Source organism: Prauserella endophytica (assembly GCF_005146945.1).
Classification (GTDB): domain Bacteria; phylum Actinomycetota; class Actinomycetes; order Mycobacteriales; family Pseudonocardiaceae; genus Prauserella_A; species Prauserella_A endophytica.
Genome location: NZ_SWMS01000004.1, coordinates 37,044 through 50,637 on the forward strand (window position 1 = coordinate 37,044; position 13,594 = coordinate 50,637).

12 protein-coding genes and 2 pseudogenes are annotated in these 13,594 nt (G+C 69.0%); 6 read left to right on the forward strand and 8 right to left on the reverse strand.

Translation table 11 applies throughout. The annotated features are described in order from the left end of the window. Nucleotides 1-144 precede the first annotated feature (144 nt). Genes FCN18_RS09345 through FCN18_RS09355 form a run of 3 tightly spaced genes read left to right on the forward strand, consistent with a single transcriptional unit; the run spans nucleotide 145 to nucleotide 4,516 of the window. Nucleotides 145-1,092, forward strand: coding sequence for a nitroreductase family protein (locus FCN18_RS09345; protein ID WP_113641618.1), 948 nt, complete (start codon nucleotides 145-147; stop codon nucleotides 1,090-1,092). After that, nucleotides 1,089-2,744 (forward strand): ABC transporter ATP-binding protein/permease, encoded by a 1,656-nt coding sequence (locus FCN18_RS09350; RefSeq protein ID WP_113641617.1) that lies wholly within the window; start codon nucleotides 1,089-1,091, stop codon nucleotides 2,742-2,744. The genes FCN18_RS09345 and FCN18_RS09350 overlap by 4 nt, the downstream gene beginning before the upstream one ends. Next, nucleotides 2,741-4,516, forward strand: coding sequence for an ABC transporter ATP-binding protein (locus FCN18_RS09355; protein WP_113641616.1), 1,776 nt, complete (start codon nucleotides 2,741-2,743; stop codon nucleotides 4,514-4,516). Before FCN18_RS09350 ends, FCN18_RS09355 begins: the two co-directional genes overlap by 4 nt. Here the strand turns inward: FCN18_RS09355 and FCN18_RS09360 are convergent. The 6 genes and pseudogenes from FCN18_RS09360 to FCN18_RS09385 all read right to left on the reverse strand — a co-directional run. Continuing rightward, on the reverse strand, nucleotides 4,493-5,578 hold the full coding sequence (locus FCN18_RS09360) for an ABC transporter ATP-binding protein (protein ID WP_112271415.1): 1,086 nt from the start codon (nucleotides 5,576-5,578) through the stop codon (nucleotides 4,493-4,495). The genes FCN18_RS09355 and FCN18_RS09360 overlap by 24 nt on opposite strands. Before the next feature lie 87 nt (nucleotides 5,579-5,665). Further along, nucleotides 5,666-6,202 (reverse strand): hypothetical protein, encoded by a 537-nt coding sequence (locus tag FCN18_RS09365; RefSeq protein ID WP_137094496.1) that lies wholly within the window; start codon nucleotides 6,200-6,202, stop codon nucleotides 5,666-5,668. Then, nucleotides 6,199-6,807 carry a hypothetical protein gene (locus tag FCN18_RS09370; RefSeq protein ID WP_137094498.1) on the reverse strand — a complete coding sequence of 203 codons (609 nt, stop codon included), beginning with the start codon at nucleotides 6,805-6,807 and terminating at the stop codon, nucleotides 6,199-6,201. Before FCN18_RS09370 ends, FCN18_RS09365 begins: the two co-directional genes overlap by 4 nt. Nucleotides 6,808-6,861: 54 nt before the next feature. Further along, nucleotides 6,862-7,623: an SDR family NAD(P)-dependent oxidoreductase gene (locus tag FCN18_RS09375; protein WP_112271421.1), complete on the reverse strand. Its 762-nt coding sequence runs from the start codon at nucleotides 7,621-7,623 to the stop codon at nucleotides 6,862-6,864. A gap of 57 nt (nucleotides 7,624-7,680) precedes the next feature. Continuing rightward, nucleotides 7,681-8,481, reverse strand: coding sequence for an enoyl-CoA hydratase/isomerase family protein (locus FCN18_RS09380; RefSeq protein WP_112271422.1), 801 nt, complete (start codon nucleotides 8,479-8,481; stop codon nucleotides 7,681-7,683). A 50-nt stretch (nucleotides 8,482-8,531) separates the two neighbouring features. Next, a pseudogene (locus FCN18_RS09385) lies at nucleotides 8,532-9,116 on the reverse strand (enoyl-CoA hydratase-related protein); the annotation flags it as partial. A 2-nt stretch (nucleotides 9,117-9,118) separates the two neighbouring features. On the opposite strand from FCN18_RS09385, the pseudogene FCN18_RS40685 reads away from it, so the two are divergent. The 3 genes and pseudogenes from FCN18_RS40685 to FCN18_RS09395 all read left to right on the forward strand — a co-directional run. Then, a pseudogene (locus FCN18_RS40685) lies at nucleotides 9,119-9,262 on the forward strand (hypothetical protein); the annotation flags it as partial. A gap of 24 nt (nucleotides 9,263-9,286) precedes the next feature. Continuing rightward, complete coding sequence (locus FCN18_RS40070; RefSeq protein ID WP_369973564.1) at nucleotides 9,287-9,718, forward strand: AMP-binding enzyme; 432 nt, start codon at nucleotides 9,287-9,289, stop codon at nucleotides 9,716-9,718. Beyond that, a complete protein-coding gene (locus FCN18_RS09395; protein ID WP_112271428.1) occupies nucleotides 9,715-10,041 on the forward strand; it encodes a hypothetical protein in 327 nt (108 codons plus the stop codon). Before FCN18_RS40070 ends, FCN18_RS09395 begins: the two co-directional genes overlap by 4 nt. Nucleotides 10,042-10,878: 837 nt before the next feature. Here FCN18_RS09395 and FCN18_RS09400 read toward each other — a convergent pair. Both FCN18_RS09400 and FCN18_RS09405 read right to left on the reverse strand, forming a co-directional pair. Continuing rightward, entirely contained in the window at nucleotides 10,879-12,255 is a 1,377-nt protein-coding gene (locus FCN18_RS09400) for an FAD-binding oxidoreductase (protein WP_112271430.1), read from the reverse strand. Beyond that, nucleotides 12,252-13,586, reverse strand: a complete 1,335-nt coding sequence (locus tag FCN18_RS09405) for an MFS transporter (RefSeq protein ID WP_228713811.1) — start codon at nucleotides 13,584-13,586, stop codon at nucleotides 12,252-12,254. Before FCN18_RS09405 ends, FCN18_RS09400 begins: the two co-directional genes overlap by 4 nt. Nucleotides 13,587-13,594 lie beyond the last annotated feature (8 nt).

Here is a 13,594-nt window from a genome sequence, read left to right on the forward strand (position 1 = left end):
ACCCCCACAGACAGCACCCAGCGGCATGCGGCACCGGCGATGTGGAGTCTCCCGGCGCCCCTGGCACGCGCCCTCACTCCGGAGAGTCCCGGGCCACCGGTGGCACCCGGACCCCGGGTCAACCCATGGCAGGGGGCCGGAGCGGTGCCCGTCGCCATCCCTGAGCGTCTGCGGAGCCTGTTCGATGGTTTGTGGCGCAGCCCCGGTTACCACCACCTGCCCGACGGTACCGTCACCAGCATCCGGCAACGGCCGGTGCCGTCGGCCGGAGCCGCCTACCCGGTGCACACCCATCTCGTCGTCGGCAGCGCGGGCCTCGACGGTCTGGACCCAGGCCGCTACCTCTACGACCACGAGAACGGGCATCTCCTGCGCCGGGTCGCGGCCCGCGAACCTGCCACCGGATGGGACATCGAGCGCGCCCGGCCCGCCACCGCGCAGACCACACTGGTGCTGACCGTACAGCCCGGCCGCAGTTTCGGACGGTATCGCCACCGCGCGTGGCCGCTCTGGATCGCCGATGTCGCCTATGCGCAGACGGCGGTGGAGTTTCTCATCACCCAGCACCTGAAGACCTCGACCGGTCCTGGGCCGCTGCTGCGGGCACTGCTCGGTGTTCCGCGCGCGGCCTGCGCTCAGCCGTGGCTGAGCCGAGGGCTCGTTCCCGAGATCCCGCTGGCGGCGGTCGAACTTCCTCCATCGTGGACAGTCGACGCCGACCGCAGCCATGCGTTGGCCACCCGGCGCTCTCCGGCGCTCAGCGAGTTCGAACAGGCCACCGGCCGTCGCCCTGAGCCGCGTGCCGTGGAGGTCGCGCGCCTGTCCGGGCAGGGCTGGGTTCTCGGGGCGGACCGGGTCGAGACGTGGTCGGTGCCCGCGCAGGCCCCGGCTCAGGACATCGCCGGGGCCGTGTGGCAGGCGCATCGTCGCGCCGCGTCACTGTGCTACGACGGAACGCTGTCGGGCCGGTGGCGGAGCCGGCCGATCTCCGGAATCGCCGCCGGCCATGGGCGCTGGATCACACATGCCCTCGCGATGCTGCCGGCGTCCGGGCACCGTCACACGAACGATGCCCAGGAGGCCTGCGCATGATGATCGTGCGCGAGCTGTGGCGCGAAGCGGCCCGGTTCCCTGCCGCACTGGCGTGGAGCATCGCCCTACTGGTGCTCGTCTTCGCCACCCATGTCGGCCAGGCTGTGGCGATCGCGTGGTCCATGTCGGCGGTCCTGGACGGGCAGGCGCAGGACGTGCTCGTGGCGCTGGGAGCCATCGTCGGGATCGCGCTGGCCCGCCTGGTGCTCTCGCTGGTTCAAACCTCGGCGGCGGCGCGGCTGGGCGGACAGGTGCGGAAAACGATCCGCCGCCGGGCGATGCGGGCCGCGCTGGTTCCCGACCGCCTGCACGACACGACCGTCCGGGACGGATCGATGCGGGCAAGCCTCGGCGATGGGATCGATGGCACCGACGCGTACGTATCGAAGTACATCCCGGTCATCGCTCAGCTCTTCGTCACCTGTCCACTGGTGATCATCGCCGTGATGGTGCTGTCACCATGGGCGGGCCTGTGCGTGGCTGCCGGGGTCGTGCTCGCCCTGGCCGGGCCGATGGCGTGGAAGCGGATGATGGCCCGGCGCGGACTCGATCATTGGGGCAGCTACGAAGCTGTCAGCGCCGACCTGCTCGAATCCCTGCGGGGCATGTCCACACTACGCACGCTTGGGGACGTCTCCGGCACCCGACGGCGCTTGCACGCACGCTCCGAAGCATTGCGACGAGCCACCGAACGAGTCATGCGGGTGTCGCTGGCCGAGACGGGGGTGACGGACTTCGCGATCCAAGCCGGAGTCGTCGCCGCAGCGGGCGCCGCGATCGTCCACGCCGTCACCGGGCAACCGCCTGCCGTCGAGGTCTACCTGATCTTGTTGCTCGTCTCCGAAGCGTTCCGTCCGATCCGGGAGCTCTCCCGCCACTGGCATGCGGGGTTCCTCGGGCTGACCGCGATCCCCGGCCTGGCCAGGATCGGTGCCTTCGCCGGGGCGGCAGACACGGCACAGCCCACCCCGGCGGCGGGTGCGGGCGGCGCGGTCTCACCCGAGCAGGCCAGGCAGTTGCGGGTGAGGGCGCTGAGCTTCCGTTACGCCGACTCGGACGGCCCGGTACTCGACGGTCTCGATCTGACCGCGCGCAGGGGCACGCTGAGCGCCATCGTCGGCCCCTCGGGGGCAGGTAAATCGACCCTGTTCGACCTCCTACTCGGGTTTCTCACCCCGGATGCCGGAACGATCGACCTGGACGGGCGGCCACTGCGGGGCGATGACATCGCGGTGGTTTCCCAACGGCCGGTGCTCTTCGCCGGGACCATCCGCGACAACCTCGCCGTCACCGGGACCGTAGCGGAATCCGAGCTCATCGCTGCCTGCCGTGCCGCCGGCATCCTCGAGGAGATCCAGGCGTTTCCCCGCGGCTTCGACACCGAGGTCACCGAAGCAGGGTCGAGCCTGTCCGGCGGGCAACGCCAACGACTCGCCCTGGCCCGCGCGCTGCTGGCGCACCGGCCGGTTTTGCTCGTGGACGAACCGACGAGCGCCCTGGATCCCGTCCGCGCCGCCGACGTGATCGAGACACTGCACCGGGTCGCCGCCGAGCGCATCGTGATCATGATCAGCCACCGACCCGAAACACTCACCGGGGTGGACAACGTGCTGCGGCTGAACTCCGGTCAGCTGGACAGGAGCACCCGGTGACCACGATCCCTTCACCGCGCACCTTCCGTGCGCTGCTGCCGGTGCTCCGCCCCGAATGGCGGGGCATGCTCGGGAGCTATCTCATCGGCACCGCCAGTGCCATGGCGCTGGCGGCCTTGTCGGTCCTGACCGCGTGGGCCGTAGGTCACGCGGTCGTCGAGCGCGCCCTGCCCGGGTTGGGATGGTGGATCGTACTGACCGGCCTCGTCGTGGTGCGGACAGTGCTGACCTGGCGGGAAATGGATGTCTCCCACGCCCTGGCCTACCGCGTGCTGGCACGACTGCGGATGGCGCTCTTCGACGCCTACGCACGCAGTGTCCCAGGCCGGCGCCGTGAGCATTCCGGACATGCCGCGAGTGTGGCGATGGACGACATCGAGAAGCTGGAGTTCTTCTACGCCCACACGATCGCCCAACTCGGGGCCTCCATCACCGTGTTCCTCACCTGCCTGGCCACCGCGTTCGCACTACTGCCCGAAGCGGGCATCGTCCTGCTCGCGGGTAGCGTCCTCGTCGCCACCAGCGCGTTCTACGGAGCCGGAGCCATCCGGCGGCTGGGCGCGGCCGAACAACACGAACGCTCCTCATTGTCAGTACGGATCGTCGACGCGCTCGGCGCCCTGCGTGAAGTTCTGGCCTACGGTCTCACCTCGCGCATCATCGCCGACACCATCGACGCCACCACCCGGATCACCACGATCGCCCGGCGACGCGAACTGCTGACGCAACTGGTCACCGCCATTCGCGAGTTCATCGTCACCGCTGTCGTCATCGGCGTGATCGCTACCAGCGCTTTCGCCGCCGGGGTGCTCTCCGGCACTGCCGAGCCGCGACTGTCCCCGGCGCTGCTGCCAGCCCTGGTCGCGCTCGCCCTCGCGGGAGTCCTCGCCACCACCGACGCGACGACCACCCTCACCCAGCTGCACCCACTGGTGGCCAGTGCCCAGCGTGTCGCTGACGGCATCAACCGGCCCCCGGTCGTCACCGCGCCGACCTCGCCGCGGCCGCTCCCCGACGGGCCGCTGGGCCTGCGGTTCCGTGACGTGTCCTTCTCCTACGACGACCGGCCACCAACACTGTCGTCCTGGTCAGCGGACATCGCTGCCGGCGAGCACGTGGGCTTGACCGGACCCTCGGGTTCCGGCAAGAGCACCCTCATCGCCCTCGCCGCACGACTGTGGGACCCGTCGTCGGGCAGCATCGAACTCGTCGACCGCGACGGCGCGACCCTGCCGATCAACCAGATCGACGACACAGCCCTCCGAGGGGCGGTCGCCCTGGTTGATCAGGACGCAACCTTGTTCCACGGCACCGTCCGCGACAATCTCCTCCGCGGCACCACGCCGTTACCCGACGACGAGCTGACAGTGATACTCCGCCGGGTAGGTACCGCCGAGTCGATAGGTCTCGACGACGACCTCGGCCAAAGCGGGCTCCGGCTCTCCGGCGGACAGCAAGCCCGCCTCTGCCTCGCCCGCGCCCTCGTCCGCCAGCCCCGGATCCTGCTCGTGGACGAGGTCACTGCCAGCCTCGACCCCGACACCGAACACGCGATCTCAAACGTCATCGCCGACTTCACCGGCACCGCCCTCATCGCCTCGCACCGTGCCGAGACCCTCAGCAGACTCGACCGCAGCATCGACATCGGCGCCGGACACACCCACCACGCCACCACTGATGCCGCAGCCACCAGGGACCATGACCCACCGGATCCCAAGAAGCCAGGACCCGAAAGGTCCCCGGGGCCGTCACCGTCGGCCATGCCGCACTGAGTGGGTCGATGGCCGCGGGCCGCGCGGCCGTTGCCCGGCTACGGTGCCCTCATCGTGTTGGTGAGTTCCGGCATGTCGGCGGTCTTCTCCGGACAACGACGCGAGGACGGCTTCTTGCGCCGTCTCCGGCAGCGTATGGAGCAGCTGCATGACGCGGTCCAGTCGTCTGCGGCCACCAGCACGGTCGGGCAGGCCCGGAGTGGGTCGCATCTGTGGTGGTACACCGGTGACCTCCTCGACACCACCCGAGCCGTGACCGGCTTCGAACAGCGCCTTCTCGGCGGCCAGGGTCGCACTGTCCTTTTCCTCGGACATGCCGATCGGCCCGTCCATCCGTCCGTTGAGGAACTGCCTCACCACCGGCTCCTCGGATGTCAGGAGCAGTTCCCTCGGCCCGAACATGACCAGCTCCTTGCGGAAGAGCATGCCGATGTTGTCCGGCACCGTCCGGGCGAGGTTGATGTTGTGCGTGACGATCAGGAAGGTCGCGTCGATCTGTGCGTTCACGTCGAGGAACAGTTGTGAGATGTAGGTGGTGCGTACCGGGTCGAGGCCGGAGTCGGGCTCGTCCACGAGAATGATCTGCGGGTCGAGCACCAGCGCGCGCGCCAGGCCGGCGCGCTTGCGCATCCCACCGGAGATCTCGCCGGGCAGCTTGCGGTCCGCGCCGGTGAGGCCGGTCATGTCCAGCTTCTCCAGCACAATCCGCCGTATCTCGGTCTCGGACTTGCGAGTGTGTTCACGCAGAGGAAAGGCCACGTTGTCGAACAGGTTCATGGAACCGAACAGCGCGCCGTCCTGGAACAGCACACCGAACAGCTTGCGCGCCTCGTACAGCTGGCGTTCCGAGCAGGTCACGATGTCGACGCCGTTGACGATGCATCGGCCTCGCTCTGGTTTGAGCAGCCCGATCATCGACTTGAGGAACACGGACTTGCCCGTGCCGGATGGCCCGAGCAGGGCCGACACCTCGCCGGCGGGCAAGGTCAGCGTCACATCACGCCAGATGTTCTGGTTTCCGAAGGACTTCGTCAGTCCTTCGACGACCACTTCGGCTCCCACACGAATCTCCTGATGTGCTCGGCAATGGGCGGCTGGGTGACTGCCGGGCCTCGGCCTGCCCGGCTGCTTGCTGTCGTGGGCGGGGCGCTACAACGGGGCGAGCTCCGCGATCAGCCAACGGCCGTCTACGTCGCGCATCTCGACGCGCGCGACCGCGCTGGTGATGACCGGGGTTTCCTGCCCGGCTTGCTCGCTCTCCTGCGCGAGTAGCACGAGCACGACCACCGCGTCCTGGTCGCCCTCCATGACAGACGCGCTCGTGACGGTCGTGGTCACGCTGGCTCGTTTGTCACGCACCACCGAGCCGAGCACGTCGTCCATCAGTGCGTCGAAGTCGTCGGCGAAGCTCCCGGTCACCAGCGCCGCCGCCTCCCGGCGATCGGCGTCAAGGCTGCGATGGTCGTACGACAGCACATCCGCGACCGCCGCCTTGGCGGCCTGCCGCGCCTGTGTCCGGCTTTCGTCGAGCGCGGCCAGGGAGTTAGTTCGCGACGCCAGAACGCCGCCTGCCACGGTGAGCCCGGTTGCCAGCAGGACAAGGACGGCGACGGCGACGCGCTTCCAGCTCAGCGTGGTTCGCTGGACGAGTCCGGCCATCGAGCCGAGCAGTTTCGGTGTGATCACGGCACGAACTCCAACCCTCGCACCAACCACCGTCCATCGTGCTGGGTCATACCGAATCGGAGCCGGTACTGGCGACGGTCCTCCTGTTCGGACGCGTTGTTGTTCACCGACGCCTCGGCTATCACGACGACGGTGGCGCCGCCCTCGCTGCGCTCCTCGATGCCGGCGGCGAGGACCCGGCCCCGCGATTCGACTCGGTGGGTGGTCAGTGTCGTGGCGAAAGCACCGGACTGGTCGTCGATCTGCTGCCGGAACTCCCCGGTGGCGAGGTCGCGCAGGCGGGCCAGGCTCTCCTCGTGCCGACGGTAACTCAGCCCCGTCAATGCCGTTGCCGCCTCGCTCGCCGCCGCGATCGCGTCACGGGCCGACGACTCGCGGCCGGCGGCGGCACGCTCCTCCGACCACAGCCGGCCGGCGACCGCCGCGGCCGCGATGGTCACGAGGACCAGCAGGATCAGTGCCGCGTATCGCACGGCCGAGGGGAGTCCCCGCGCGGGGCGCGGCGACTCCGCTTCCGGCTCGGTGGGATCGGTGCTGTCAGCCGTGGGTTCAGCGGCAACGGCGGCGTCGGACACCGCCTTCTCGTCCGCATCGGGTAGGGCCACGTTGCCCCTTCCTGGTGTCGTTCGGCTTTCGCCAGGATCACTGACGCAGAGGCATCAGCGGTACGACATTCGGACCGCCGCGTCGAGCCGGATGCATTCGGCGTTGAGATAGCCGTTGCCGATGATGCTGTGCACGAGGTCGGCGAACTCCTCCGGCCGCCCGAGCCGTCTCGGCTCGGGGATCTCGGCTGTCAAGCCGTCCCGCACAGCCTTGGGCAGACTGGCCGACATCGGCGTGTCGAACAGACCGGGCGCGATGGTGTTGATCCGGATGCCCTTACCGGCGACCTCTCTCGCCACCGGCAGAGCGAGCCCGATCAACCCGGCTTTGCTCGCGCTGTAGGCGGCCTGCCCCGGTTGCCCCTCGAACGCGGCACCCGACGAGGTGTTGATCACCACGCCGCGCTCGCCGTTCTCCGGCTCGTTGCGCAGCATCGCGGCGATCGCGACACGCATGACGTTGAAGGTGCCGCACAGGTTGATGTCGACGACACGCTGGAATTCCTCCAGGGAGGCGGGTTTGCCTTTCGAGACCACCTTGGCGGCATCGACGACACCAGCGGTGTTGACGTTGATGTGCACCGCGCCGAACTCCGCGCACACCCGTTCGACGGCCTCCTCCACCGCCGTCGCGTCGGTGATGTCGGCTGGGACGGCCAGACCGCGGGGCAGGGCCTCCGCGACCGCCCGGACTCCGGGCTCGTCGCGGTCCATGACGGCGACCATCGCGCCGGCTTTGGCCAGGTCGGCGCACACCGCGCGGCCCAGACCTGACGCGGCCCCCGCGACGAGGGCGACCTTGTTCGTAAGCTCCACGTTGGTGCCTTTCGATAGCTTTTGACAGCTTTGACGCTGGTGAGCAGACGGGCCGGGTCACCGCAGGAAACTGGGCTCTCGCCGTTCGCTGAAGGCACGCAGGCCCTCGGAGAAGTCGGGACAGCGGGCGGCGTAGTCGCGGCAGGCGTCGAGCTCCAGCTGCAATGCCGCAGCCATGGGCAGATCGGCCCCGTGCTCCATGACCCGCTTCATTTCCGCGAGGCCCTGGCCGCTGTGCCTGCCGATCCGCTCGGTGAGCGCGGCGACCGCCGGTTCCAGTTGGCCGGTGGGCACGACCTGGTTGACGAGCCCGGCTTCCCGAAGCTTCTCTGCGGACCACGGCTCGGCGGTGAACAGCAACTGCTTGGCGCGATTCATGCCGATCTTGCGGACGAGCCGGACCGCGCCACCGGCGGCGGGGAACAGGCCGTACCGTGCATGGCCGTCGCAGAATGTCGCGTCCTCGGTGGCCACCACGAGGTCACAGGCCTGTACCAGCTCGAACCCGCCGGCGATCACACCGCCCTGGACAGCGGCGATGACGGGCTTCGGGTGCCGTGCGATCTCCATGCACACTTCGCCGACCGAGACGAGGAAAGCACTGAGCGCTCCGTCCTCGTCCAGCCGGCCGAGCACCATCTTCAGGTCCGCGCCGGCGCACAACATCGGGCCCTCGCCCGCGAGCACGACCGACCGCGCCGCGGGATCGTGCTCGGCCCGTGCGAGCGATTCCCGTAACCCTTCGACGACCTCGGTCGACAGCGCGTTGCGGGCCTCGGGCCGGTTCAGCACGATCCATGCTGCGGACTCGCGCAGCTCGTAGCGAACGACGTGGTGCCCGTCTCCGGCATGGGACATCGAGGTGCTCTCGCTTTCTGCTGAATCGAATGGCCTGGCGGCCGCGTTGGTCACGACGACTCGCCGCTGGGCCGCACACCGGGCGACCGGACCGCTCGGCTGCGGACCTCCTCGCGGACCATGGGGATGCCGGCGGGGTCGACGAGACCGCCGTGCAGCTCACGGTTGTGCGAGTGCGCGAGGTGATGAAGCCCGAACGCCGCCTCCACGGCCGAGCGCTGCCCTTGGAGGTCGAGCGCGTAGTTCACCGCACGCTTGGCCAACCGGATCCCGAAAGTGGGCCGTTCGGCGATCCGTTCGGCCAGCGAGAGCGTCTCCACTGCGAGTTCCTCGCGCGGGACGACCCGGTTGACCATGCCGAGGGCATGCGCGTCGAGGGCATCGATGGATTCGCCGGTGAACAGCATCTCCTTGGCACGCCGGTGCCCCATTTCCCACGGCTGCACGAAGTATTCGCCGATCCCGCAACCGAAGGCGCTCACCGGGTCGGTGAAGATGGTGTCGTCGGCGGCCACCACCAGATCGCACGGCCACATCAACAGCAGGCCGCCGCCCACAACCCGGCCGTGTACCTGCGCGATCGTCGGCCGGGGAATGTCACGCCACCGCAAGCACAAACCGAGGAAGAGCTCTTCTTCGGTCGCGTACCAGCCCTCCGCGCCCGTGCGGCAAGCCGTATCCGCCGTACAGGGTCAGCATCGTGGACGAGTACGACCAGCCCGTTCCCCCAGGGGTCACCGGGGAGATCGTGGTGTCGGCCGACGAGCCGTGGTCGACGTTCTCCGGGTACTGGAACCAGCCGGAGATGTCGTTGGAGGTCATGCGCAACTTCCGATTCCACACCGGCGACGCCGGGTACTTCGACGAGGACGGCTATCTGTGGTTCTCCGACCGGATCAAGGACATGATCCGGCGCCGTGGCGAGAACGTCGCGGCACAGACCGTGGAGGACGTCGTCAACGCCATCGACGAGGTGGCGGAATCGGCGGCCTATCCGGTGCCGTCCGAGTTCGGGGACGACGAGATCGCCATCTCGGTGGTCCTTCGGGCGGGCCGCGAGATCTCGGCCGCGGCCATCGTCGCCCACTGCAGGGAGCAACTACCCCGGTTCGCGGTGCCTCGCTATGTCCGGATCGCCGAGTCCCTGCCCAAGACGGAGACAGGAAAGATCCAGAAGTACAAGCTCAAGAAACTCGGTACCAACGGCGCCGACGATTTCCCGGAGGAACGCCGATGAAGTTCATGGTCCGGCAGAAGCTCGGTCCGGATGAGGACGTCACCGAGGGGCACCTCCAGCCACTGGCTCGCCTCGTCGCCGACTCGATGCTGGACGAGCCGAAGGGGCCGGTGGTCTGGCTCGGTGGCTGCGGCACGGTGGACACCAAGCAGTACTACATGCTCTTCGAGGCGCCCGACTACGCAACTCTCGAGGCGGTCGTCAAGGTGCTGCCCGGCCTGCAGAGCGTCGAGCGGGTCATGGCGGTGGACAAGCACACGCTCGCGCGTGGCCTGCTGCTCGGCATGGCCAAGGACTACGACGAGCGAATCAAGGACGCGTAGCACCCGGACGACGGAGGCGCGAGCCTGCTTGTCCGGTGCTCGTCGACTCGTGCCTCGGCAACTGAGTTCGCGATCGTCCTTGGTCAGGGCGTCGTCGACGGACCCGTCGACGGCGCCCTGGCATTGTCGCCCGGCTTCTCACCAGTTTCGGTGGAGCAAACTGGAGCACGGGTGCGTGTCCGACTGCGTCAAACGGCGACCTGGACACTTTGTACGGTAGCGCTTGTCTAGCGGTTCTCTGTTTCCGCAGGTACAGGCATTGCCGGGTTGTCACTGGCAGTGAGGGGGACAGGGGTTCGAGTCCCCTTGGCTCCGACGTCGCCGCCGTCGAACAACGACTTCCTCGGAAACGTCGGGAGTAGGTCTGCTGGACACGGAGCCGGCCGCGACAATGACTCGTCGCGGTCAGCGTTGATTGGAGCCGACTCATTCTGCGGGTCAACCGTCGTGACGTGCTGACTGCCAGCTGACAAGCCGGAGTCCCCTGTTTTCGTCCGTTGCCAGACGCTGGTGAATCGGCTGGGGACGGCTCTGCGTACGAAGCCGATCTGTGCGTCCATGTCGATGTGGCCGGTCATGAAGCCTATGTCGTCGAATAGCCGGACCAGGATGTCCTCGCGAGTCGCGATCGCGCGAGGCGTGGAACCACAGGAGATCCGCGGAGAAAAGGGTTTCCATCGCCGGGACGTCCGAGCTGATCATGGCTGAGACGCGCGCGGCATCCGCGCGTAGGACGTCGTCACGGTCAGGGCATGGGGCATCAGTGCGTCTCCTGCTTGATCGGTGGCAGCACCTCGGCGGCGCCGTTGGCGCAACAAGACCACAGAACCGCCGTGCTCATGGCCGTGCCAGTACCTTTCCGGGGTTGAGCAGGTAGTGCGGGTCGAACGCCTCTTTGACGCGGCGTTGCAGTTCCGCCGCGACGGGGTCGAGCTCCTGTTCCAGCAGGCCCACCTTGAGCAGCCCGACACCGTGCTCGCCGGTCACCGTGCCGCCGAGGCCGAGCGCGTGGGTGGCGATCTCCTCGAAGGCGTGGTGGGCCGAGGCGAGCGTGGTGGGGTCGTTCGGGTCGACGATGACCGTGGGGTGCAGGTTCCCGTCACCGGCGTGTCCGACGACGCCGATGGTCAGGCCGCGCGCGGCCGCGACCGACTCGACGTGGTCGATCACCCGCGCCAGCGCGGACAGGGGCACGGCTACGTCGTCGACCAGTGGGGAGCCGAGCGCTTCGAGCGCGGGGTAGGCCAGCCGCCGGGCCTGCACGAGCTGCTCGGACTCGGCCTCGTCTTCGGCGGCGACGACGTCGATCGCTCCGGCCGCGTGGCACGCGCCGGCGATCGTCCGGAGTTCGGCCGTGGCGTGCGGGCCCGTGTCGGACTGGGCGATCAGCAGGGCACCGGCGTCGCCGAGACCCATGCGCGCGTGCTTGTCGATGGCCCGCAGTACCGTGCGGTCGAGTAGCTCGAACAGGCTCGGCACGACTCCTGCCGCCCGCACGGCGGTGACGGCACGGCCCGCGGACGCGGCGTCGGGGAACGTCGCGGCCAGGGTGAGTGGGGTGTCGGTCTCCGGCTCCAGCGCGACCGTGGCCTCGGTGATCACCCCGAGGGTTCCCTCCGAGCCGATGAACAGCTCGGCGAGGCTCAGCCCGGCCACCCCCTTGATCGTCTTCCGGCCGACGGCGGCGGCCCGGCCGTCGGCCAGCACCACCCGCAGTGCGCGGACGAAGCGGCGGGTCACGCCGTACTTCACGCAGCACAGCCCGCCGGCGTCGGTAGCGATGTTGCCACCGATGGTGGAGGACTCCCAGCTCGACGGGTCGGGCCGGTAGGTAAGCCCGTACTCGGCCGCGGCCAGGCGCAGCTCCTGGTTCGTGACCCCGGGCTGGACGACGGCGAGGCGGTCGGTGGGCTCAATCGAGAGCACCCGGTTCATCCGCCGGGTGTTGACCACGATGCCGCCCGCCACCGCGTTCGCCGCCCCGGAAAGCCCGGTGAGCGCTCCCTGTGGCACGAGCGGCACCCGGTGCTCGGCCGCGATCCGGACCGTGGTCCGCACCTGGTCCTCGTCGACGGGCAGGACGGCCGCGAGCGGGAGGTGTGACTCGCACAGCGCGGCGGAGTCGCGGCGGTAGCCCGCCAGCAGGTCCGGATCGGTGACCACTGCATTGGGAGGCAACGCACGGGAAAGGGCGTCGATGATCGGGACGGTCACGACCTGCCGACCCCCTCGTGGGAGCGCTCGTGGGCCGTCACCGTGCGGCCGGCGCGGCGGCGCAGGTAGACCAGGCTGCCCAGCGTCAGCGCCGAGCCGAGCGACAGGTACAGCGACACGCTCCAGTACGCACCACCGGATGCCTCCATCAGCAGGCTCGCGACGAACGGAGCCAACCCGCCGCCCAGCACGGCACCGAGCGAGTAGCCGAGGGAGACACCGCTGTAGGCGACCTTGGTCGGGAACAGCTCGGCGAGGAACGCGGCCATCGGGCCGAACAGGGCCGACGCTCCGGCGAAACCGACGACCATCGCGACGGTGACGGTGGTCGGGTCGCGAGTGTCCAGCAGCGCGAACAACGGGAACGGGTAGAGCACACAGAACGCGGCGCCCGCGAGCATCACCGGCAGCCTGCCGAGGGAGTCGGACAGCCGGGCGAAGACGAGGATCCCGAGGATCATCGCGCCGGAGCCGAGCAGCGTGCTGGTGAGCATCACCTGACGGTCGAGCCCCAGGTATCGAGTGCCGTAGGAGAGGCTGTAGGTCAGCAGCACCCAGATGAAGGCGTTGAAGCCGAGGTTGACGCCGACCGCGGACAGCACGAGGCGCCAGTTCTCGCGGAGCACATCCGCCATGGGCGAGCGCGACTTCTCGCCGGTGTCCTTGAGCTTCTGGAACTCGGGGGACTCCGCGACCGTGCTGCGGATGACCATGCCGATGCCCAGCAAGACAAAGCTGATGAGGAATGGGATGCGCCAGCCCCAGTCCAGGAACGAGTCGCCGGTCAGGGCCATCGTGGCGGAAAGGGCACCGGCGGCCAGGAGCGCGCCCCCCGGGCTGCCCAGGAAGGCCCACGAGCCGTACCAGCCCCTGCGGTTCGGCGGTGCGTGCTCGACGGCCATCAGGACCGCGCCGCCCTGCTCACCGCCGTGGAAGAGACCCTGCAGCAGCCGCAGCAGCACCAGCAGCACCGGCGCCCAGATCCCGGCCGAGGCGTGGGAGGGTAGCGCGCCGATCAGCGTCGTGCAGCCGCCCGCGCCCATCAGTGCGATGACGAGCAGCTTCTTACGGCCAAGCTTGTCGCCGAAGTGGCCGAATACGATCGCGCCGAGGGGGCGGGCCAGGAATCCGACGGCGAGGGTGGCGAACGAGAAGACCGTGCCGAGCGACGCGGGCACCCCGGCGAAGAACACGCTGCTGAAGACCAGCGCGGAGGCGACGCCGTAGATCTGGAAGTCGTAGGCCTCGACGGTCGTGCCGACCGCGCTTCCCAAGGCGGCCTTGCGGACCATGCGCCGGGTGCCCGGCGCGGGGTCGTGCGCGAGAGTCATGAGAACAC

Excerpts from the sequence above, each read along its gene's own strand:
- FCN18_RS09350 (WP_113641617.1), top strand. The coding sequence starts at position 1,089 with ATGATGATCGTGCGCGAGCTGTGGCGCGAAGCGGCCCGGTTCCCTGCC.
- FCN18_RS09395 (WP_112271428.1), top strand. The coding sequence starts at position 9,715 with ATGAAGTTCATGGTCCGGCAGAAGCTCGGTCCGGATGAGGACGTCACC.
- FCN18_RS09405 (WP_228713811.1), bottom strand. The coding sequence starts at position 13,586 with ATGACTCTCGCGCACGACCCCGCGCCGGGCACCCGGCGCATGGTCCGC.
- FCN18_RS40070 (WP_369973564.1), top strand. The coding sequence starts at position 9,287 with ATGTCGTTGGAGGTCATGCGCAACTTCCGATTCCACACCGGCGACGCC.
- FCN18_RS09380 (WP_112271422.1), bottom strand. The coding sequence starts at position 8,481 with ATGTCCCATGCCGGAGACGGGCACCACGTCGTTCGCTACGAGCTGCGC.